Origin of the sequence: Methylobacterium sp. EM32 (assembly GCF_040593685.1) — a bacterium.
Lineage (GTDB): Bacteria > Pseudomonadota > Alphaproteobacteria > Rhizobiales > Beijerinckiaceae > Methylobacterium.
Genome location: NZ_JBEXZS010000266.1, coordinates 24,222 through 43,927 on the forward strand (window position 1 = coordinate 24,222; position 19,706 = coordinate 43,927).

Sequence of the window (19,706 nt, forward strand, 5' to 3'; positions counted from 1 at the left end):
GTGGATGACGTCGGTCCGACGGCGATTTCCTCTTGGAACGCGCCGCGCACGGCTTAGTTGTTGACGCTATGTGCCCAGGCATGTCCACTGTTCGACCCTGGGAGACGGGTTGCAGACCGGAGGAGACCGATGGCGATCAAGACCACCAAGAAGGCCGAGACCAAGGCCGAGCCCGAAGCCGACGCCCCGAAGGCCAAGGCCGCCCCGAAGGCTGCCGCCAAGGAGGCCAAGGATGAGGGCAAGGCCGCCGCCAAGGACGAGGGTAAGGGCAAGAAGGTCGCCGCTCCGAAATCCGGCGACAAGCCGAACGCCCTGCAGAAGCCGCTGCAGCCGACGCCCGAGCTCGCTGCCATCGTCGGCGACAGCCCGATTCCGCGCGGCGAGGTAGTGAGCAAGGTGTGGGATTACATCCGCAAGCACTCGCTCCAGAACCCCGAAAACAAGCGCGAGATCCTCGCCGACGACAAGCTGAAGAAGGTCTTCGGCAAGGACAAGGCGACGATGTTCGAGATGAACAAGTACCTCGCCCAGCACCTGAAGTAAGGCGATCGGCCTCCTCCCGTCCGGATGGTCGCGCGACGCGGCCATCCGTTCCCTTGTCGCGCTGAGCGGGAGGGGAAGCCGCAAGACTGATCCGTGCGAACGAAAGCGGGCGCACCGCTGTCCCGCACCCTCGCGTGAACCCGGGGCCTTCGCGGTCTGCCGGATGCTGTCCGAATGCCCCCATTCCAGGAGCCCGACCGCGATCCGGGCGAAGCCGGCCGACGGCGCGCGCTCGCCGCCATCCTTTTCCTGGTCGTCGGTGGCGTCTGGCTCGCCGATGCGCTGCGGCGCGAGGCGGCCCGCGAGGATTGCCTGGCGAGCGGCCGGCGGGACTGCGCGGTGCTGCGGTCCGCTCCGTGATCGGCCGCCGCAGCGAGATCCGTACCGGCGGCGATCGCCACGTCCGGGTTCAGCGCCGACAGGAATTTCCCTATCATGCCGGCGTCCCGATCCGTCTCGGATAGCCCTGAGATGACGACGCCGCACCGACACCCCGGGGAGACCCGCTCCGCCTCGCCGCTGCGGCGGCGCGCCGTCCTGGCCGGACTCGGGGGCATGCTCGCTTGCCGGCGCGCGGCGCGGGCGCAGGCCGATCCGGCGCTGCCGGTCGTCGGCTATCTCGGCCCCGAATCGCCCGGCCCCTTCGCCAGCCGGCTCGCCGCCTTCCGCGATGGTCTCGCCGAGGCCGGCTTCGTCGAGGGGCGCGACGTCGGGATCGATTTCCGCTGGGCCGAGGGGCGCTACGAACGGCTGCCGGACCTCGCGCGGGAGCTGGTCGCGCGCCGGGTCGCGGTGCTGGCGGCGCCGGGCGGTGCGCCCGTCGCGCTCGCCGCCAAGGCCGCCACCGCGACGATCCCGATCGTCTTCGAGATGGGCGGAGACCCGGTCGCGCTCGGGGTCGTGCAGGATCTCGCGCGCCCGCGCGGCAACCTCACCGGCGTGTCGAGCCTGAGCGTCGAGGTCTCGGGCAAGCGGCTGGAATACCTGCACGAGGCCGTGCCGGGCGCCCGGTCCTTCGCGGTGGCGTTCAACCCGACGAGCCCGACCGCGCCCTCGCAGCTGCGCGCCCTGCACGAGGCCGCCGGGACGCTCGGCGTGCAACTCCGGGTCTCCCCGGTCCGGGACGAGGCGGATTTCGCGCCGATCTTCGCGGCGGCCGAGCGGCCCGGGGGACTGGTCTTCACCTCCGACCCGTACTTCGCCGGGCGCAGCCGGCTGCTCGCCGACCTCGCGCGCCGCCACGCCCTGCCGGCGGTGACGCAGTCGCGGGATTTTCCGCTGGCCGGCGGCTTGCTGAGCTATGGCGGCGACTTCACCCAGTCGCATCGGCTGGCCGGCCACTATACCGGCCGGGTCCTCAAGGGCGAGCGGCCCGCCGACTTGCCGGTGCAGCTCGTCACGAAGGTCGAGCTGTTCGTGAACCTCAAGGCCGCCGCCACCCTCGGGCTGTCGATTCCGACCTCGCTCCTCGTCGGCGCCGACACGGTCATCGAGTGAGCGGGGCGGCGAGCCCTCGTTCGGACGCGGCCGGCGACGCGCCGTCGACGCCGAAGACCGGCACCTCCCGCGCCCATCCTTTCAGCGGCACCGTCCCGAGGGGCGTAACGGTGCAGGCTCCGGGCGCGGCCTCGGCCAGGGTCGCATCGACCAGGATCTGCGCGTCCCCCGCCGCGGCGCAGAGCCGGGCGGCGAGGTTCACCACCGGGCCGATCGCCGTGTAGTCGGAGCGGCCCTCGCAGCCGATCCGCCCAACGGTCGCCGGCCCCATCGCGGCGCCGACGCCGAAGCCGAGGCGAAAGCCCCGCGCGTCCCACGCCGCCGCGAGGGGGCGGACGGCCGCCTGCATGTCGACGGCGAGCCGGATGGCCGTGGGTCCCGGGTCGGACACCGGCACCGGCGCGTTGACGAGCGCCATCAGGCCGTCGCCGGTGAAGGTCACGAGGGTCGCGCCATGCGCCGTGATCGCGCCGCCCAGCGCCGCGAAATACTCGCCCAGGACCTCGATCACCGTCTCGGGGGCCGCCGCGGCCGAGAAGGCGGTGAAGCCGCGCAGGTCGCCGAACACCACCGCCACCTCGACGCGGCGCCCGTCGAGCACGCCGTCGTCGCCGCAACGATCGACGAGCTCGGCGACCTGCGGCGCGAGGAAGCGCCTCAGGCGGCCGATGCGCTCCTCGCGCTCCTGCGACAGGGCCAGGTCGCGCGCCATCGCGTTGAACCGGGCGGCGAGCCGGCCGAGCTCGTCCGCCGAGGCGACGGCGATGCGGTGCCCGAACTCCCCGGCGCCGATCCGCTGCGTGCCCTCCTCGAGCAGGCGAATCGGGCCGGTCATGCGCCGCGCCAGCCCGTAGGCGAGGGCGGCGGCGAACAGGAGGCCGAGCAGGATCAGCGCGCCAATGCGCAGGAGCGCCCGCACGATCGGCGCGACCGCCTCCGCCAGGGGCTGCATCACCACCACCGTCCAGTCGACGCCGGGGACCGTCGCGGTCGCGGCGATCACGCGGCGGCCGAGGCTGTCGCGGCCCGTGGCGGTGCCGCCGGCCACCCGCGCCTCGGCGCGCAAGGCCGCGAGCGCGCGCGCCGCCGGATCGTCGGCACCGCGCAGCACGAGGCTGAGATCCGGATGGGCGACGAGCCGGCCCGGACCATCGAGCACGAAGGCTTGGCCCGTCTCGCCGACGCGGATGCCCGAGATCACCTCCCGGATCAGCTTGAGGTTGATCTCCGCCACCGCCACCCCGACCGAGGCGCTGGTGCCCGCCACCGCCACGGTCATGAACGGCTCGGAGCCGCGGTGATAGGTGACCGGCCCGTACCAGGCCCGGGTGGCACCGGCCGGGGCTTTCCGGGCACCGGCCACCGCCGGATCGCCCGAACGGTCGGCGCCGCTCCCGGCGCGGTTCAAGCTGACGCGGGAGACCTGCAGCCGTTCGCGGCCCTCCCCGTCGACGAGGGTGAGCTGCGCGATCGCCGGCACCTGCCGCAGCAGGCGCAAGGCGTCGAGCCGCTGGGACTCCTCCGCGGCCGGAGTCCAGGGCAGCTGCACCATCCAGCCGAGCTGGCCGCGGATGGTGTCGATGAAGCCCTGGATGCGGAAGGCGGCGTCCCGCGCCTCCAGGCCGAGGAGCGCGTCGAGCTGATCGCGCCGGTCGCGGGTGCCGAACCACGCCTCGAGCCCACCATTGGCGAAGAGCGGCAGCGCCACCGCGGAGAACAGCACGACGCAGTACTTGGCGAAGAGCGACCGGCGCGGATCGAGCGCGGGCCTGACCATGTTCGCGTCTCCCGCTCCATTCAGCGGCCCTGCGTGCCTCCCGGGCCGGATTCCTCCAGGAGCAGCGTGCGGATGTCGGTGAGGACGAGCGCCGGCTCGAAGAAGTCGAGGCTGTAGATGTTGCGGACCGAGCCCCCGCGATCGATCAGGAAGGCGCGAAAGACGTGGTTCAGCCCGCCATCGGCCCTGGCATCGACGCGCTGCCCGTAGGCCGTGAGGATCGGTGCGAGCGCGGCCCGATCGGGCGCCGTCAGGAAGGCCCAGGCGGGCGCCGCTGGATCGGCGGAGCGCCACGCGGCGGCGAAGCTGCGCATCACCTCCGGCGTGTCGTGCTCGGGGTCGAAGCTCAGGGTGACGAGGCGCATCCGGCGCGCGAGCCCGACATCCTTCGCGGCGAGGTCCTGCAGCCGGGCCATGTCGGCGCTGGCGAGCGGGCAGACGTCGCCGCAGCGCGTGTAGATCAGCGCCAGGACGGTGATGCGGCGGGGCTCCCCCAGGAGGTCCCGGCGCGCGCCGGCCTCGTCGAGGACGGTGCCGCCGGACGCGGGCTTGATCGGCGGCAGGCGGTAGCTCCCGGGCGCCGGGATGGGGAAGACGGAGGCCGCGGCGGGCCGCGGCGCGTGGCCCTCATGCGCGAGGGCAGCGTGAGCGAGGGCGCCGGTGAAGAGGAGCGCCGCGCAGGAAGAGAATGAGGGGCTTCGCATCGGCGTCACGGCCCGTAGAGCGAGGCGGCGCCGAACGCCATCATGTGCGGCCGCCCGAGCCGCTCGGCGGTGAAGTCGATCGCGAAGCGCGTCGCCAATTCCTTGCCGTTCCAGGTGTAGGCCTTGAGGAACTGCTCGTTCTCCGCCCCGGTCTTGTCCCAGTTCGCGAGCAGCGAGCTGGTATAGTAGATCCGTTTCCCGTCCCAGCTCTGCGAGACCATATTCAGCTGCGCGCCGATCTTCTTCTCGTAGATCTGCCGCGGCCGGTCGGGATCGGAGACGTCGAAGACGCGGGTGGTGCCGTCCATGAAGGTGTCGACGAACAAGGTGCGGTCATCGGCCGAGAGGCTGATGTCGACCGGCACCGGAAGCTTCGCGGGGTCGCCGATCTCGGCCACCGGCTTGGCGCTCCAGGCGCCGGCGGCGTCCTCGCGCACCAGCCAGAGCTTCGAGGTCAGCGCGGTCGAAGTAAAGGCGTAGGTGTGCTGCGGCCCCCAGGCCCAGCGGATCTCCAGCGGCACCCCGGGCACGCTGAGCACGGTGCGGGGCTTCCTGGCGTGGAAGTCCCACAGCACCATCGTCTGGCCGAAGCGCTTCATCGCCTCGGCATCCTTCATCAGGTCGCCGAGGGGACGCATGTAATTGTCGAGCCCGGTGAAGGACGAGGTCAGCATCACGTTGCGGCGCGGCAGCACGCGGGCATCGTAGCCGTAGCCGTCCGCCGCGCCCTCGATCCGGGCGCCGTTCGGCTCCGCATCGGTCGGTAGCCAGTGCGTCGCGACGTACTCGCCCTCGTTCGAATACTCGACCAGAGCCGCCCGGCCGGTGCCGTCGCGGTTCGACAGGCTCGGGATCAGCATGCGGCCGGGCAGCGCGTAGGCGCCGTGCGGGCCGGCCGCGCCGCCGCTCCTCTCGACAAAGTCGTCGATCACCTTGACGAGGCGGGGCCTGGCCGGCTCGCTCGCGACGTCGAAGATGAAGATCCGGCTGTCCGACAGGCCGGCGGCCCAGAACTGGCGCCGGTCGTCGGTGAAGCCGCCGTGATGCGCCTCGTGCCGGCCGCCGACCGGGGCGGCATGGATCGGCTTGCCGAAGGTGGGCGAGGATTCTCGGGCATCGACCGTGACGAGCTTGTCCGAGCCGTCGCCCAGCCCCTCGACCCCGAGGGTCCAGACATAGACGAAATCCTCGATGCCGGTGATCTTCGCCATGTAGGGCGACTGGCAGGTCTCGTCGGCGCGCACAGGCAATACGGTCACCAGGGGCGATGCGGCGCACAGCATCGCAGCGATCCTGCGGCGTGGGATTGCACGGCGTCCCCGCATGGTTTCCTCCCCTCGCGCGCACGAGCGACATCACCGCGTATCCGCCGGACATATTTTACTGTTATAAGCGCTCCGGCGCAGAGAGCGACGCCGCCAAGATAGCGACCGTGTCCATGTTTTGCCGGTTATGCCTGGCTGTCAATCGATTGTATCAGTATAGCCGACCGCACCTCGGCAGATCGATCATTTTTCGATCGTTGCGTCGCAGCCAAGTTTTTACCGGACGCTCGGCGATGATGCCGACGTGCCGGGACCGATAAGGTCGTGCCGGCCCGCATCGTCCGGGCCGCGTCCCTTGCAGCTTCCCGCGCCGGTGGGCATCTGATGGGAATGACCCGCACGGCGTTGGACGACGACAGCCTCGCCCCCTTCCTGGCGGCCTTCTACGGGCGCGTCCGCGGCGATCCGCTCCTCGGCCCGGTCTTCGCGGCCGCGATTCCCGACGCCGACTGGCCGCGGCACATGGCGACGATCGAGGCCTTCTGGTCGTCGGTGCTGTTCAGGACGGGCCGCTACAAGGGCAATCCGTTCGGCCGCCACCAAGCCCTCGGCGTCCTGCGTCCGGAGCATTTCGCGCGCTGGCTCGCCCTGTTCCAAGAGACGGCGGCGGCGCATTTCACACCGGAGGACGTCGCCGCCCTGCTGGACCGGGCCGAGCGGATCGGCGCCAGCCTCAAGGCCGGCCTGTTCTTCCGTCCCGAGATTGCGGGAGCGCCCGATTCCGGAGCCGGACCGTCTGCCACCGGTGGACCTGCCACGTGAGCATCATGCTCGCCGCCATGAGGGCGGCGTGCAGGAGGTGGAGGCCCAGGGGCGAGTCGGTCATCGGAATCTTCCCTGCGGACGGAGCGTGCGCAACAGGGGTCGTGCTTGCAACAATTGGGCCCACCCTGGCCGCTCACCGCATCCCCGGTCTCACGACGTCAGCAGGACCCGCGCGGTAGCGGCACGGGCCAGGGTCGCGAGCATGTCGGTCTGGGTCACGATCCCCAGCACCCTGCGGTCCGGCGCGGTCACCACGACGGCGTGGGTGCGGCCGTCGGTCAGCGCCGGCACCAGCGCCACCGCCGGCTCGTCCGGCCCCGCGATCCGGGCCGCGGACATCGCCTGCGCGATGTCGCCCGCCGGTCCGCGGGTCAGCTCGCGCAAGCCGACGGTGCCGAGGAGGCGGCCGTCCTCGTTCACGACCGGCAGGATGCGGACATCGTGCCTGAACAGCAGCTCGACCGCCCGCGCGACCGGCGCGTCCACCGCGACGGTGACCACGTCGCGCGACATCACCTCGGCGCAGGTCAGCGTTCCGTGCGACCGCACGAGCGCCTTGTGCTCGACCTCGCGCAGCAGCCGGTCGAGGTCGGCGCGGTCGATGTCGAGGGTCTCGTCGAGGGCGAGCAGGGCCGCGTCGATGTCCTCGACGTGGAACCCGACGCGCACCGGAGCGGGCAGGTCGGTGGTAGCGTGCGGATTGGCCGGGCCGGAGGTCGGGACGTGTGGGTACTGGCGCCGGGCGAGCCGGTGGAAGACGATGCCGAGCCCCACCAGGATGAGCGAGTTGAGGCCGACCGGCACGAACGGGAACAGGAACCCGGACGAGGTGACCGCCGGACCGCCGATCAATGCGGTCAAAGCCGCGGCGCCGCCGGGCGGGTGAAGGCAGCGGGTGAGCGACATGACGGCGATGGCGACGGACACCCCGACGCCGATCGCCGCCACCGGATCGGGAATGAAATGCGCGGCGGTCACCCCGATCAGGGCCGAGAGCGTGTTTCCGCCGATGATCGACCAGGGCTGTGCCAGGGGGCTCGCGGGCACGGCGAAGAGCAGCACCGCGCTCGCGCCCATCGGCGCGACGATCGTCGGGATATGCGGCCCCTGGCCGACCATCCAGCCGCTGATCAGCCCGGTGAGGGCGATGCCTATCAGGGCGCCCAGGCAGGCGACGAGGCGATCGCGCAGGGTCGCGCCGGGCAGCATCGGCGGGAGCAGGGGCCTGACCAGCCGGCTCCCCCAGCGGCGACCATTGGAGCGCAACGGCCCGACGATCCCGGATAGGCGCGATGGTCCCCTCATACCGGCCGGCTTCCTCGACAAGGCGGAGCGTGACGGCGCCGGTCTCCCCGCGCCGATCGGCGCACCTCTACGAGCACCGCTTCAGCTTGCAAAGATTGACGGCACCATGCCCGTCATGACGGCATTCGATGGCCCGCGCGCAGGCGCGCTTCGCGATGGCCCGCCCGCCGCGTCACGTCTGCGCCCCCAGCTCGGACGACAGGCGCTCGGCCTCCTCGCGCAGCCGCGGGGCGAGGGTGCCGGCCCGCTCGGCGGTGAGGCGCGAGGACGGGCCCGACAGCGCCATGGCGCCGATCAGCCGGCCGCCGGCACCGAAGACCGGCATCGCCAGGGAGGCGACGTGCGGGTCGGTGATGCCCGAGCTGTAGAGCGGCAATTCGGGCTTCGCCTGCGCCGTCCGCTCGCCGAAGGCGGCCAGAACCTGGGCGATCGCCGATTGGTCCATCGGCCGCATGTCGCCCGGGCGCACGTTCATGCGCAAAGGGTAGGGCGAATCGGCCCGGAACAGGCATAGCCGCTGGTTCCCCCGGCGGATGTAGAACGACGCCGTCTCCAGGGATTCGGCCGCGAGCCGCTCCAGCACCGGGACCACCCGCTCCTCCAGCGCGAAGGATTGCTGGTAGACCGAGCCGATCCGCGCCGCCTCCACACCGAGGCGGTAGCGCCCGTCGTCGAGCCGCTCGATCAGGCCGAACTTCTCGAGCGAGATGCACAGCCGCATGATGGTGCTCTTCACGAGCTCCGTGCGCCGGGCGAGCTCCGTCAGTTCGAGCGCGTCGTCGCCGCGCTGGAACGCGGTCAGGACGGCCAGCACCCGCTCCGCCGAGGCGACGCCTTCGAGCTTGGGTCTCGGTCGGGCCTCTTTCGGCATCGTCTCACGCTCACTCACGGTTCCGGCGGGGCGGACGCCTCCCTTAGCGGTGCCGCGCGCCGCCGCCAAACGCCCGAGCCATCGGCCGCGAGCCCTGCGGCATTCGCGCATGCCGGCCCGCGCTTGACCCGTCCGGACGACGCGGCTACTCAAAATGAAACGCCGTTGCAAAATTATAGGGAGACGACGCCATGACGCGGGCAGGATCGGCACAGTCGGCATTCACGCCGCCCGATGCGGTCGACGAGCCGGCGCTGCATCGCAAGATGATGTGGCGCATCCTGCCGTTCCTGTTCGTCTGCTACGTGGTTAGCTACCTCGACCGCGTGAATGTCGGCTTCGCCGCGCTGACGATGAACAAGGATATCGGCCTCACGGCGACCGCGTTCGGCGTCGGCGCCGGCCTGTTCTTCTTCGGCTACTTCATCGCCGAGATCCCCAGCAACCTGATCATGATGCGCGTCGGCGCCCGGATCTGGATCGCCCGGATCATGATCACCTGGGGCTTGGTCTCGGCGGCGACCGCCTTCGTCACCGGTCCGGTGCAGTTCGGCATCGCTCGCTTCTTGCTGGGGCTCGGCGAGGCTGGCTTCGTGCCGGGCGTGTTCCTGTATCTCAGCCTGTGGTTCCCCTCGGCGGTGCGGGCGCGGGCGACCGCCCTGTTCCTGCTCGGCATCCCGGTCGCCAACATCATCGGCTCGCCCATCTCGGGGGCGCTGATCCAGGTCGAGGGTTTCGGGCTCAAGGGCTGGCAGTGGCTCCTGATCCTCGAGGCGCTGCCGGCGGTGGCTCTGGGCATCGCCTGCCTGTTCGTCCTGACCGACCGGCCCGAGAAGGCGGCCTGGCTGACGCCCCCCGAGCGCGACGCCCTCGTGGCGAAGCTCGCGGCCGAGAAGGCTTTGATCGAGCAGAAGCACAAGATGACGCTCGCCCAGGCGCTGCGGAACTGGCGCGTGCTGATGCTCGCCTGCATCAACTTCTGCGCCATCGTCGGCTCGCTCGGCATCGGCCTGTGGCTGCCGCAGATCATCAAGCAGCTGGGGCTCGCCACCTCCCTCGTCGGAGTGGTGACGGCGATCCCCTACATCTGCGGCGCGGTTGCGATGGTGGTGTGGGGCCGGATGTCCGACCGCGGCAGCGACCGGACGATCTACCCGGCGATCTCGCTCCTCGTCGGCGCCGCCGCGCTGATCGCCAGCGCCTTCACCCCCTCGCCCTTCCTCACCATCGCGGCGCTCTGCGTGGCGGTGATGGGCATCAACTCCTTCGTCGCCACCTTCTGGGCGGTGCCCTCCAGCTTCCTCACCGGGCGGGCCGCCGCCGGCGGGATCGCCATGATCGTCTCGATCGGCAATCTCGGAGGCTTTGCCGGGCCGTACATGATCGGCCTGGTGCGCGACCTCTCGGGCGGCTTCACCGCGCCGCTGGTGGCGGTCGGCCTCTGCCTGCTCGCCGGCGCCGCCCTGATGCTCGCCTTCGGCCGGCGCGCCCGCCGCGCCGACCTGCCCGCCGCGATCCCGGCCTGACGCCGGGACCTTGAAGCGGAAAGCCCGACACCATGATCCCGCGCCTGCCTTCCAAGCCCGAGACGGCGTCGCTCCACGCGGCCTTCTGCGCCGAGCTGCGGGCGCGGGGCTTCGCCGGCGACCTGTCCCTGTCGCCCGCCGACCGCACCGTGCTGGCGACCGACAACTCGATCTACCAGCTCACGCCGCAAGCCGTCGCCTTCCCGCGCGAGCGCGACGACCTCGTGCTGATCGCCAAGCTCCTGGCGGAGGACCGCTTCGCGGAGATCCGGATCGCCCCCCGCGGCGGCGGCACCGGCACCAACGGCCAGTCCCTCACCGACGGCCTCGTGGTCGATTGTTCGCGGCACATGAACCGCATCCTGGCGATCGATCCGGCCGCCCGCACGGTCCGGGTCGAGGCCGGCGTCGTCAAGGACCAGCTCAACGCGGCGCTCAAACCCTACGGGCTATTCTTCGCCCCCGAGCTCTCGACCTCGAACCGCGCCACGATCGGCGGCATGATCTCGACCGATGCGTGCGGCCAGGGCTCCTGCCTCTACGGCAAGACCCGCGACCATGTGCTGGCGCTGACCACGATCCTGTCCGACGGCACGGTCTGGCACTCCGAGCCCTTGGACGAAGCCGGGCTCGACGCGGCGAAGGCTCAGGCTGGCCGGGCCGGCGCGATCCACCGGGAGGTCGACCGGCTCCAGCGCGAGAACGCGGCGCTCATCGCCGAGCGGTTTCCCCCGCTCAACCGCTGCCTCACCGGCTACGACCTCGCCCATATTCGCCGCGCCGATGGGCGGTTCGACCTCAACGCGGTGTTGTGCGGCTCGGAGGGCACGCTCGGCCTCATCGCGGAGGCGACGCTCGCCGTCCTGCCGCTGCCGAGCCACAGGGCTCTCGTCGTCCTGCGCTACGGGAGCTTCGACGCGGCGCTCCGCGACGCGCGGGCGCTGGCGGGGAGCGGGGCAGCCTCGATCGAGACGGTCGATTCGACGGTGCTGGCGCTGGCACAGGGCGATCCCGTCTGGGACGGCGTCGCGGCCTACTTCCCCGAGGATGCGGGCGAGCGTGCCCGCGGCGTCAACCTCGTCGAGTTCGTCGGCGATGGCGAAGCCGCGGTCGAGGCGGCACTCGCCCGCCTCACCGCGACCCTCGACTTAGACGGATCCGCGGCCGGGCGGCGCGGCTACACGGTGGCGCGGGGCGAGGCCGAGGTCGGCCGCCTCTGGACGATGCGCAAGAAGGCGGTCGGCCTCCTCGGCAACCGCAAGGGCGAGGCGCGTCCGATCGCCTTCGTGGAGGACACCGCGGTTCCGCCGGAGCACCTCGCCGACTTCATCGCCGAGTTCCGCGGCGCCCTCGACCGGCGCGGCCTCGACTACGGCATGTTCGGCCACGTCGATGCCGGCGTGCTGCACGTACGCCCGGCGATCGACATGAAGGCGCCCGGCGCCGAGGCCCTGGTGCGCGCGGTCACCGAGGAGGTCGTCGCGCTGACGCAGAAATACGGCGGGCTCCTGTGGGGCGAGCACGGCAAGGGCGTGCGCTCCGAGTTCTCGCCAAAAGTGTTCGGCCCGCTCTACCCGGTGCTCCAGGCGGTGAAGGCCGCCTTCGACCCGAGGAACCAGTTCAATCCGGGCAAGATCGCGGCCCCCGCGGGCGGCGCGCTCCTCACCATCGACGGCGTGCCGACCAAGGGCGGCCACGACCGGGCGATCCCGCCCGCGGTCCGGGCCGCCTACGACGAGGCGCTGCATTGCAACGGCAACGGCGCCTGCTTCTCCTGGGATCCGGACGAGGCGATGTGCCCGTCCTGGAAGGGCACGCGGGAGCGCCGGCACTCGCCCAAGGGCCGCGCCCAGCTGATGCGCGAGTGGCTGCGCCGCCTCGCCGAGCAGGGCTTCGACCCGCCGGCGGAGGCCCTGGCCTCGCGCGCGCAGGCTGCCTGGCGCAGCTTCCCGGCCCGCCTCGCCGCGACCCTGCGGCGGCGGGACGATTTCTCCCATGAGGTACACGAGGCGATGGCCGGGTGCCTCGCCTGCAAGTCGTGCACGGGCTTGTGCCCGATCAAGGTCGACGTCCCGACCTTCCGGGCGAAATTCCTCGAACTCTACCACGGCCGCTACCTGCGGCCCCTGCGCCACTACGCCATCGCGGCCCTGGAGCCGCTGGCCCCCTGGCTCGCCCGCGTGCCGCGGATCGTCAACGCCGCGACGCGGCTCGGGGCGGGGAGGGCGGTCGGGCTCGTCCATGCCCCGACCCTGTCGGGCATCGATCTCGGTCGGGAGATGGCGTGCCGCGGCGTCGCCCTCGCCGATCCGGGCGCGCTGGCGCGGCTCACCCCCGCCGAGCGGCTGGCGAGCGTCGTCGTGGTGCAGGACGCCTTCACCAGCCACTACGACACGCCGGTCCTGCTGGCCCTGCTCGACCTCCTGATCGGCCTCGGCATCCGGCCCTGGCTCGCGCCCTACCGCCCGAACGGCAAGCCGCTGCACGTCCACGGCTTCCTCAGGGCGTTCGAACGGGTGGCGGCCGCGAACGCCGCCGACCTCGACACGATCGCCGCGACCGGCATCGCGCTGATCGGCCTCGACCCGTCGATGACGCTGACCTACCGGTCGGAGTACCGGCAGGCCCTGCCGGGCCGCGACCTGCTGCAGGTCCGCCTCGTCCAGGAATGGCTCGCCGCGCGCCTCGACGGCGTCACGCCCGCGCCCGCCGGCGAGCCCTACTGGCTCCTGCCGCACTGCACCGAGCGGGCGACGGCGCAGGCCGCCGTGGCGGAATGGGCGGGCGTCTTCCGGGCGCTGGGCCTGCGCCTCGCCGTTCTGCCCTCCGGCTGCTGCGGCATGGCCGGCACCTACGGTCACGAGGCCGAGAACCGGGCGACCTCCGAGCGCATCTACGGCCTCAGCTGGGCCAAGCCCGTGGCCGAGAAGGGCCGGACCGGCCGCCTCCTCGCCGACGGCTATTCTTGCCGCTCGCAGGCCAAGATCATCGACGGCGTGCGGCTGCCGCACCCGGTCGAGATCCTGCGCGACCACCTCGCGACAAGAAATCCCGCGCCCCGCCTCGTCGAGGCGGTGCGCTGAACCTGACATCACAGGAGATCATCATGACGGAGCGCACGCAATTCAGGCTCGGCCTCGTCGGCTACGGCGAGATCGGCAGCACCCTCGGGGCCGGCCTGCGCGGCGCCGGCCTGGAATCCATCGCCTGCTACGACAAGTACGCCTTCGACGGCCCCTATGCCGCCCTGATCCAGGGCCGGGCGCGGGAGGCCGGGGTCACCCTGGTGCGCTCGAACGCCGCGCTCGCCGAGGCCGCCGACCTGATTGTCAGCGTGACCCCCGGCGTCGCCTCGGTCGAGAGTGCCGAGGCTTTCGCGCCGGTGCTGACGGACCGCCACACCTTCCTCGACTTCGCCTCCGCCACCCCGAAGGTGAAGCAGGCGGTCGCCGAGCGGCTCTCCGCCACCGGCGCGCTCCTCGGCGACGGCTCGATCGAGGGCACGCCGCTGCACGGCTATTCCATGCGGATGCTGTCGAGCGGGCCCGCCGGCGAGCGGGTGCGCGACCTCCTGGTGCCCTGGGGCATGCAGATCGAGTTCACCGGCCCGACCCTCGGCACGGCGTCCGGCATCAAGATCCTGCGCTCGGTCCTGATCAAGGGCATCGAGGCCCTGCACGACGAGATGCTGCTCGCCGCGCGCCAATACGGCATCGACGAGATCGTGCTCGCCTCCGCCTCGAAGACCCTGAATCGTCCCTGGATGGACACGGTCAAGAGCCTCACCCCGTCGGGCGTCATCCACGCCAAGCGCCGGGCCGAGGAGCTGGAGATGTCGGCCGAGGCGGTCGCCGATTCGGGCGTCGAGCCGATCATGGCCCGCGCCATCGCCCAGCGCCTGCGCTGGAAGGAGAGCCTCGGCCTCAAGGACCATTTCGGCGGCATCGTGCCCGGCACCTACCAGGAGGCGCTGGAGGCTATGGCGGAGAAGGCGGGGCTGCAGGCTAAGAAGTAATCCTGATCGATTGCTGATCAGAACCAGTTCTCCACCGAGATATTTCATATCCTCCATCGTCATTCCGGGGCCGCGCAGCGGAGCCCGGAATCCAGAAAGGCTGAGTTCTTCAGAACAAAGCGGACAGTGTTCCGCTTCATCCTGCCCCACCTGAGTGTCTGGATTCCGGGCTCCGCTGCGCGGCCCCGGAATGACTGAGTGGGGAGCAGGATCGTCGAGCCCATCGCACAGCCTGCAACCACGGAAAGCACCCCATGTCCATCGGCTTCAAGATCCATCCCCGCACCCGCACGGTCGACGCCGCCACGGTCGAAAAATTCAAGGCGATCGCGGTCGCCAACATCAGCGACTCGATGGGGCGCATGACGCATGGCGGGCCGCGGCTTCGGCCGATGCATGCCGGCGGCGTGCTCTGCGGCGTCGCACTGACCGTGAAGTCGCGCCCGGGCGACAACCTCATGGTCCATGCCGCCCTCAACCGCGTGAAGCCGGGCGACGTAATCGTCGTCGATGCGGGCGGCGACCTGACCAACGCGATCCTCGGCGAGCTCATGCTCTCGCATGCCCAGCAGGTCGGCTGCGCGGGCGTGATCGTCGACGGCGCCGTCCGCGACTTCGGTTGGATCAAGGCGAACGCCTTTCCGGTCTACGCCGCCGGCGTGACCCATCGCGGGCCGTACAAGAGCGGTCCCGGCGAGGTGAACGGCACGATCGCCATCGACGGGATGGTGATCGAGCCCGGCGACCTGATCGTCGGCGACGACGATGGCTTCGTCTGCGTGCCGTACGACCTCACGGAAACGGTTTTCGCCGCAGCCGACAAGAAGCAGCAGGGCGAGGCCAAGACCATGGCGGCGATCAAGGCCGGCACCGTCGACCGCTCGTGGGTCGAGCGCGAACTCGAGAAGGCCGGCTGCGAAGGCCTCTGATCGTCAGACAAGACCAAGAACGGGAGGACGGGACGTGAGCGCCACCACAGACGACAATCAGACCCTCGAAGCGACGACCATGCGCCGGGTGATCCTCCGGCTCGTGCCGTTCCTGATGGTCTGCTACTTCTTCGCCCTGCTCGACCGGGTGAACGTCGGCTTCGCCGCCCTGCAGATGAACCACGATCTCGGGCTGACGCCGGCGATGTTCGGTTTCGCCGCGAGCCTGTTCTTCGTCTCGTACTTCCTGGTCGAGGTGCCGAGCAACTTGGCGCTGCAACGCGTCGGGGCGCGGCGCTGGATCGCCCGGATCATGATCACATGGGGCCTGGTGACGATGGGCATGGCGCTCGTTGTCGGGCCATATTCGCTCTACGCGATGCGCTTCGTCCTGGGTGCGGCCGAGGCCGGGTTCTTCCCGGGCGCGATCCTCTACCTGACCTACTGGTTGCCGAGCCGCTACCGGGCCCGGGTGCTCGCCACCTTCACCGTCTCGATCCCGCTCGCGACCTTTTTGGGCTCGCCGCTCTCGGTCACGCTGCTCGAACTCGACGGTCTCCTCGGCCTGCGCGGCTGGCAGTGGCTGTTCGTGCTGGAGGGCCTGCCGACCGTGCTGCTCGGCATCGCCTGCCTATTCGTGCTCACCGACAAGCCGAAGGACGCGACCTGGCTCAAGCCCGCCGAGCGCGACTGGCTGGTGTCCCGCCTCGCGACGGAGGCCGCGGGCAGGACGCCGGTCGGCCACATCTCGCTCTGGGGCCTGGCGCGCAACAAGTACTTCCTCACCATGGCGCTGGTCTGCGCCGGCGCCTCGGCCACCGGCAGCACGCTCTCGGTGTGGCAACCGCAGATCATCAAGTCGTTCGGGCTCACGAATCTCCAGACCGGCTTCGTCAACTCGGTGCCCTACGGCATCGCCACGGTGCTGATGATCCTGTGGGGCCGCCACTCGGACCGCCGCGCCGAGCGCACCTGGCACACCGCGATCCCGCTGCTTCTCGCCGGCATCGGGCTCGCCGCCCTCAACCTCGCCGGCGGCCTCACGATGACGATCGTGGCGGTCTCGTTCGCGCTCGTCGGCGCCTACGCCTTCAAGGGGCCGTTCTGGGCGCTCTCAGCCGGGTGGCTCTCGGCCGGGACGCTCGCGGCGGGCCTCGCCGGCATCAACGCCATCGCCAACCTGATCGGCGGCGGCCTGATGGTGAACATCGTCGGCCTGGTGAAGACCGCGACCGGCAGCTTCGCCCTCGGCCTTCTCCCCGTCGCGCTCCTCGACGTCGCCGCGGCGGTCAGCGTGCTGGCGATCAGCCGCTCGCATGCCCGCGCGGTGCGGGCACAGGCCGTGGTGGCCTGACCTCCCGAACACGAATTTCCGAGGTCCGCGATGTTCTTCTCTCCCCCGCCAATCGTCACGGCCGAGACCTTCACCCGCCTGCCAGACCGTTACCGCAAGCCCAAGCCCACCGCCTGGGCCGACGCCAACCGCGGCGGCGAGGCGATCGATTCCTTCCTCGAAGGCCCGGTCTTCGATCGCCAGGGCCGGCTCTACGTCACCGACATCCCGCACGGCCGGATTTTCCGCATCGATCCGGCCGGGGCCTGGGACCTCGTCGCCGAGTATGACGGCTGGCCGAACGGCGTGAAGATCCATCGCGACGGGCGGATCTTCATCACCTGCTACAAGCGGGGGATCATGCGGCTCGATCCCGATTCGGGCTCGGTGACGCCGTTCCTGGAGAATGCCGGGTCGGAGGGGTTCCGGGGCGTCAACGACCTCACCTTCGCGGCGAACGGCGACCTCTACTTCACCGACCAAGGCCAGACCGGCCTGCAGGACCCGACGGGCCGCGTCTACCGCCTGCGCGCCTCCGGCGAGCTGACCTGCCTGATCGACACCGTGCCGAGCCCGAACGGCATCGTGATCGACACCGCGATGAAGAACCTGTTCGTCGCCGTCACCCGGGCGCAGCAGGTCTGGCGCATCCCGCTGAACGGCAGCGGCCTCGTCGCGAAGGTCGGCGTCTTCGCCCAGCTCCACGGCGGGATGGGCGGGCCGGACGGCATCGCCCTCGACGAGGAAGGCTGCCTGATCGTCGCCCATACGGGCTTCGGCTCGATCTGGCGCCTGTCGCCGGTGGCCGAGCCGCTCCTGCGGGTGAAGTCCCACGCCGGCATCTCGACCACCAATATCGCCTATGGCGGGCCGGACCGGACGACGCTGTTCATCACCGAGTCCGCCACGGGCACCATCCTGACGGCGCCGATGCCGGCTCCGGGCCAGGCCCTGTTCTCGCACGCCTGAGGAACCCGATGACCGAGATGACGCGGCGCGACCACCTCGCGCTTCTGGCGGCCGGGCTCGCGCTCGGTGCCGGCCCGGCGGCGGCCCAGGCCGTGCGCTGGTCCGCCGGCGCGGAGCGCCCCCGGATCGCCGTCCCGGCGAACGCCACCGATTGCCACCACCACATCTACGACGCCCGTTTTCCCGCGGCGCCGGCGGCCACCCTGCGACCGCCGGACGCGAGCGTCGACGATTACCGGGCCCTGCAGCGCCGCCTCGGCCTTACCCGCAACGTCGTGGTGCAGCCCTCGACCTACGGCACCGACAACCGGCTGCTGGTCGAATCGCTGAAAGCCTTCGGGCCGAGCGCGCGCGGCGTCGCGATGCTCGACGCGAGCGTCGCGCCGGACGAGCTGCGCCGCCTCGACACGGCCGGCATCCGCGGCGTGCGCTTCGGCACGCGCCTGCCGGGCGGCGCACCGATCGCCGATCTCGAACCGGTCGCCCGCAAGATCGCCGATCTCGGCTGGCACATCCAGCTCGTCTCCGAGGGTGAAACGATCGTCACGCTGAAGGACGTGCTGGAGCGCCTAGCTGTCCCGGTGGTGTTCGACCATATGGGCCACCTGCCCGAGCCGGCCGGGCCCGACCATCCGGCCTTCCGGGTGATCGCCGACCTGATCGCGACGCGCGGCGCCTGGGTGAAGCTCACCGGCGCCTACATCCTGTCGAAGTCCGGCCCGCCGGCTTACGCCGATCGCGGCCGGCTCGCCCGCGCCTACGTCGCCCTCGCGCCCGAGCGGCTGGTCTGGGGCTCCGACTGGCCGCACCCGACGGCGCCGGCCGAGGCCAAGCCCGACGATGCCGGGCTCCTCGACCTCCTGGCGGAGTGGGCGCCCGATCCGACCGTCCAGGCCAAGATCCTCGTCTCGAACCCGGCCCGGCTCTACGGCTTCTGAGCGCGGCCCGCCCCTCATCATCGGGAGACCATTGTGAGAGCATTCACCCTGTCGCGGCGCGACATTCTGCAGGCGACCGCGACCGGCGCAGCACTCGTCGGGCTGCGGGGCCGCGAGGCCTTCGCGCAAGGCGCCGTGCCGTTCTCCGCCGGCACCGAGCCGTCGAAGACGGCGGTGCCGCTGAACGCCTGCGACTCGCACATCCACATCTTCTCGACGCGCTTTCCCGCTTCGCCGCACTGGAAGGGCCAGCCGGTCGCCGACAGCGACGTCGCGGCCTACCGCCTGTTCCAGACGCGCATCGGGACCAGTCGCACGGTCGTCGTCACCCCGTCGACCTACGGCATCGACAACCGTGCCACCCTCGACGGGGTGGCGCAGCTCGGCGCCGCCGCCCGCGCCGTCGTGGTCGTCGATCTCGACGTGACCGAGGCCGAGCTCAAGGACATGGCCGCCCGGGGCGCTGTCGGCATCCGGGTGAACTTCGTGACGCCGCAATCCTGGGGCGTCACCACGGCGGAGCGCCTGGAGACGATGGCCCGGAAGGTCCAGCCCCTCGGCTGGCACGTCCAGGTCTACATGACCGGTGACCAGATCGCCGACCATGCCGAGGTCCTGGCGCGCCTGCCGACCCCGCTGGTGATCGACCATCTCGCCCGCCTGCTGCCGGGGCAGGGGCTCGACCACCGCGCCGTCCCGGTCGTCCGCAGGCTCCTCGACAACGGCCGGACCTGGATGAAGCTGTCGGGCGCCTACCTCAACACCACAAGTGGTCCACCGGCCTACGCGGACGCGACCCCTATCGCCAAGCTGTTCGCGAAGGCGGCGCCGGAGCGCATGGTTTGGGGCAGCGACTGGCCCCATCGCGGCGAGAAGCACATGCCGGACGATGCCGGCCTGTTCGACCTCCTGGCCGAGTGGGCTCCGAGCGAGGCCGCGCGGCAGCGCATCCTCGTCGACAACCCGGCGACGCTCTACGACTTCGGACGATCGTGACCGGCGGGCGGGGCGATATCCTCCGCTTCGGCAGGCGAGGGCGCCTGAACGCGACGAAGCCCGCCAAGCGTGAGCTCGGGCGGGCTTCGTCGTGAGGGTCGTGACGAGGGAGGGTGTACGTGCTTGGCAGGTCTGGCGGTGACCGACTCTCCCGTGTCTTGAGACACAGTACCATAGGCGCTGGGGCGGTTAACGGCCGAGTTCGAGATGGGA

The 19,706-nt window shown here is 71.1% G+C and carries 17 protein-coding genes; 12 read left to right on the forward strand and 5 right to left on the reverse strand.

The genetic code is table 11. From position 1 onward, the window contains the following. Positions 1-135 precede the first annotated feature (135 nt). From ABZT49_RS33090 to ABZT49_RS33100, 3 genes are all read left to right on the forward strand, one after another. Positions 136-543, forward strand: coding sequence for an SWIB/MDM2 domain-containing protein (locus ABZT49_RS33090; RefSeq protein ID WP_407943625.1), 408 nt, complete (start codon positions 136-138; stop codon positions 541-543). Between the two features lie 174 nt (positions 544-717). Then, positions 718-903, forward strand: coding sequence for a hypothetical protein (locus tag ABZT49_RS33095; protein WP_355292704.1), 186 nt, complete (start codon positions 718-720; stop codon positions 901-903). Positions 904-1,062: 159 nt separating this feature from the next. Further along, complete coding sequence (locus ABZT49_RS33100; protein WP_355292725.1) at positions 1,063-2,040, forward strand: ABC transporter substrate-binding protein; 978 nt, start codon at positions 1,063-1,065, stop codon at positions 2,038-2,040. On the opposite strand, the gene ABZT49_RS33105 is transcribed toward ABZT49_RS33100, so the two are convergent. The 3 genes from ABZT49_RS33105 to ABZT49_RS33115 are packed head-to-tail and all read right to left on the reverse strand — an operon-like array spanning position 2,030 to position 5,804. Further along, the gene (locus tag ABZT49_RS33105; protein ID WP_355292705.1) at positions 2,030-3,817 is read right to left on the reverse strand and encodes a cache domain-containing protein; all 1,788 of its coding nucleotides are present in this window, start codon (positions 3,815-3,817) and stop codon (positions 2,030-2,032) included. The two genes, ABZT49_RS33100 and ABZT49_RS33105, sit on opposite strands and share 11 nt — an antisense overlap. 20 nt (positions 3,818-3,837) lie before the next feature. Next, positions 3,838-4,521: an SCO family protein gene (locus tag ABZT49_RS33110; protein ID WP_355292706.1), complete on the reverse strand. Its 684-nt coding sequence runs from the start codon at positions 4,519-4,521 to the stop codon at positions 3,838-3,840. A gap of 5 nt (positions 4,522-4,526) precedes the next feature. Then, on the reverse strand, positions 4,527-5,804 hold the full coding sequence (locus tag ABZT49_RS33115; RefSeq protein WP_355292708.1) for a selenium-binding protein SBP56-related protein: 1,278 nt from the start codon (positions 5,802-5,804) through the stop codon (positions 4,527-4,529). A 372-nt stretch (positions 5,805-6,176) separates the two neighbouring features. Here ABZT49_RS33115 and ABZT49_RS33120 point away from each other — a divergent pair, with 372 nt between their 5' ends. Further along, complete coding sequence (locus tag ABZT49_RS33120; RefSeq protein ID WP_355292727.1) at positions 6,177-6,608, forward strand: group III truncated hemoglobin; 432 nt, start codon at positions 6,177-6,179, stop codon at positions 6,606-6,608. Positions 6,609-6,761: 153 nt separating this feature from the next. Here ABZT49_RS33120 and ABZT49_RS33125 read toward each other — a convergent pair whose 3' ends face one another. Then, entirely contained in the window at positions 6,762-7,820 is a 1,059-nt protein-coding gene (locus ABZT49_RS33125) for an HPP family protein (RefSeq protein WP_355292728.1), read from the reverse strand. Between the two features lie 268 nt (positions 7,821-8,088). Beyond that, entirely contained in the window at positions 8,089-8,787 is a 699-nt protein-coding gene (locus ABZT49_RS33130) for an IclR family transcriptional regulator (protein WP_355292710.1), read from the reverse strand. Positions 8,788-8,978: 191 nt separating this feature from the next. Between ABZT49_RS33130 and ABZT49_RS33135 the strand changes: the two genes are divergently transcribed. The 8 genes from ABZT49_RS33135 to ABZT49_RS33170 all read left to right on the forward strand — a co-directional run bounded on the left by ABZT49_RS33135 (position 8,979) and on the right by ABZT49_RS33170 (position 19,493). Further along, the gene (locus ABZT49_RS33135) at positions 8,979-10,313 is read left to right on the forward strand and encodes an MFS transporter (RefSeq protein ID WP_355292712.1); all 1,335 of its coding nucleotides are present in this window, start codon (positions 8,979-8,981) and stop codon (positions 10,311-10,313) included. 32 nt (positions 10,314-10,345) lie between these two features. Continuing rightward, complete coding sequence (locus tag ABZT49_RS33140) at positions 10,346-13,396, forward strand: FAD-binding and (Fe-S)-binding domain-containing protein (protein WP_355292714.1); 3,051 nt, start codon at positions 10,346-10,348, stop codon at positions 13,394-13,396. Between the two features lie 23 nt (positions 13,397-13,419). Beyond that, a complete protein-coding gene (locus ABZT49_RS33145) occupies positions 13,420-14,328 on the forward strand; it encodes a DUF1932 domain-containing protein (protein ID WP_355292716.1) in 909 nt (302 codons plus the stop codon). Positions 14,329-14,582: 254 nt separating this feature from the next. Next, on the forward strand, positions 14,583-15,257 hold the full coding sequence (locus tag ABZT49_RS33150; protein ID WP_355292717.1) for an RraA family protein: 675 nt from the start codon (positions 14,583-14,585) through the stop codon (positions 15,255-15,257). Between the two features lie 79 nt (positions 15,258-15,336). Continuing rightward, positions 15,337-16,611, forward strand: coding sequence for an MFS transporter (locus tag ABZT49_RS33155; protein ID WP_355292730.1), 1,275 nt, complete (start codon positions 15,337-15,339; stop codon positions 16,609-16,611). Positions 16,612-16,641: 30 nt separating this feature from the next. Further along, a complete protein-coding gene (locus ABZT49_RS33160; protein ID WP_355292719.1) occupies positions 16,642-17,559 on the forward strand; it encodes an SMP-30/gluconolactonase/LRE family protein in 918 nt (305 codons plus the stop codon). A gap of 8 nt (positions 17,560-17,567) precedes the next feature. Then, the gene (locus ABZT49_RS33165) at positions 17,568-18,497 is read left to right on the forward strand and encodes an amidohydrolase family protein (RefSeq protein WP_355292721.1); all 930 of its coding nucleotides are present in this window, start codon (positions 17,568-17,570) and stop codon (positions 18,495-18,497) included. Positions 18,498-18,530: 33 nt separating this feature from the next. Next, entirely contained in the window at positions 18,531-19,493 is a 963-nt protein-coding gene (locus ABZT49_RS33170) for an amidohydrolase family protein (protein WP_355292723.1), read from the forward strand. The last annotated feature ends 213 nt before the right edge of the window (positions 19,494-19,706 follow it).

Excerpts from the sequence above, each read along its gene's own strand:
- ABZT49_RS33095 (WP_355292704.1), top strand. The coding sequence starts at position 718 with ATGCCCCCATTCCAGGAGCCCGACCGCGATCCGGGCGAAGCCGGCCGA.
- ABZT49_RS33105 (WP_355292705.1), bottom strand. The coding sequence starts at position 3,817 with ATGGTCAGGCCCGCGCTCGATCCGCGCCGGTCGCTCTTCGCCAAGTAC.
- ABZT49_RS33110 (WP_355292706.1), bottom strand. The coding sequence starts at position 4,521 with ATGCGAAGCCCCTCATTCTCTTCCTGCGCGGCGCTCCTCTTCACCGGC.
- ABZT49_RS33115 (WP_355292708.1), bottom strand. The coding sequence starts at position 5,804 with ATGCTGTGCGCCGCATCGCCCCTGGTGACCGTATTGCCTGTGCGCGCC.
- ABZT49_RS33120 (WP_355292727.1), top strand. The coding sequence starts at position 6,177 with ATGACCCGCACGGCGTTGGACGACGACAGCCTCGCCCCCTTCCTGGCG.
- ABZT49_RS33125 (WP_355292728.1), bottom strand. The coding sequence starts at position 7,820 with ATGCTGCCCGGCGCGACCCTGCGCGATCGCCTCGTCGCCTGCCTGGGC.
- ABZT49_RS33130 (WP_355292710.1), bottom strand. The coding sequence starts at position 8,787 with ATGCCGAAAGAGGCCCGACCGAGACCCAAGCTCGAAGGCGTCGCCTCG.
- ABZT49_RS33135 (WP_355292712.1), top strand. The coding sequence starts at position 8,979 with ATGACGCGGGCAGGATCGGCACAGTCGGCATTCACGCCGCCCGATGCG.
- ABZT49_RS33140 (WP_355292714.1), top strand. The coding sequence starts at position 10,346 with ATGATCCCGCGCCTGCCTTCCAAGCCCGAGACGGCGTCGCTCCACGCG.
- ABZT49_RS33145 (WP_355292716.1), top strand. The coding sequence starts at position 13,420 with ATGACGGAGCGCACGCAATTCAGGCTCGGCCTCGTCGGCTACGGCGAG.
- ABZT49_RS33150 (WP_355292717.1), top strand. The coding sequence starts at position 14,583 with ATGTCCATCGGCTTCAAGATCCATCCCCGCACCCGCACGGTCGACGCC.
- ABZT49_RS33155 (WP_355292730.1), top strand. The coding sequence starts at position 15,337 with ATGCGCCGGGTGATCCTCCGGCTCGTGCCGTTCCTGATGGTCTGCTAC.
- ABZT49_RS33160 (WP_355292719.1), top strand. The coding sequence starts at position 16,642 with ATGTTCTTCTCTCCCCCGCCAATCGTCACGGCCGAGACCTTCACCCGC.
- ABZT49_RS33165 (WP_355292721.1), top strand. The coding sequence starts at position 17,568 with ATGACCGAGATGACGCGGCGCGACCACCTCGCGCTTCTGGCGGCCGGG.